Annotated in this window: 1 protein-coding gene; it reads right to left on the bottom strand. The window is 42.6% G+C overall.

Annotated features, from left to right (window positions below; genetic code table 11):
- The coding region (locus tag R8N49_RS29135) for a phosphoadenylyl-sulfate reductase (RefSeq protein ID WP_318190700.1) at window positions 1-577 on the bottom strand (577 nt) is incomplete at both ends.

Here is a 577-nt window from a genome sequence, read left to right as displayed (position 1 = left end):
TACGTGTCGTATGTGTATCCCCAACAGACAAGTAACCTTCTTCCCAAAGTGGGTGATAGGTAAGACCATGTTGCTCGAGGTAGTAGTGAACATCTTTATTAGTCCAATCGATTACGGGCAGAAACTTAAACACGCCATTTTGAATCGACAGTATCGGTAAACCCGCTCGTGATTTACTTTGCTCTCTACGTAAACCTGAAAACCATGTTCCAACATTAAGTTCTTTCAATGCACGACGCATTGGTTCGACTTTATTTATTTTGTTGTACTTCTCGATCCCCTCAACGCCCTGCTCCCATAATTTGCCATAACGTGCTTCTTGCCATTGAGCACTTTGCTCCGCTCGATAAACTTTTAGATTAAGGTTGAGTTTTTCTGTCAACTCATCAATAAAGCGATACGTTTCTGCAAACAGATATCCGGTATCCGTAAGAATAATTGGGATATCAGGTTTTTCTTGAGTCACAAGATGAAGCATGACAGCGGCTTGGATACCAAAGCTTGAGGATACCGCAAACTCTCCATCCAGATTTTCCAAAGCCCACTTTACTCGCTCTTGTGCCGACAGCTGTTCAAG

It is taken from the genome of Vibrio sp. 1978, from assembly GCF_033344345.1.
The sequence above is the reverse complement of the archived record's forward strand: the minus strand, read 5'-3'. Positions and strand labels throughout refer to the sequence as shown.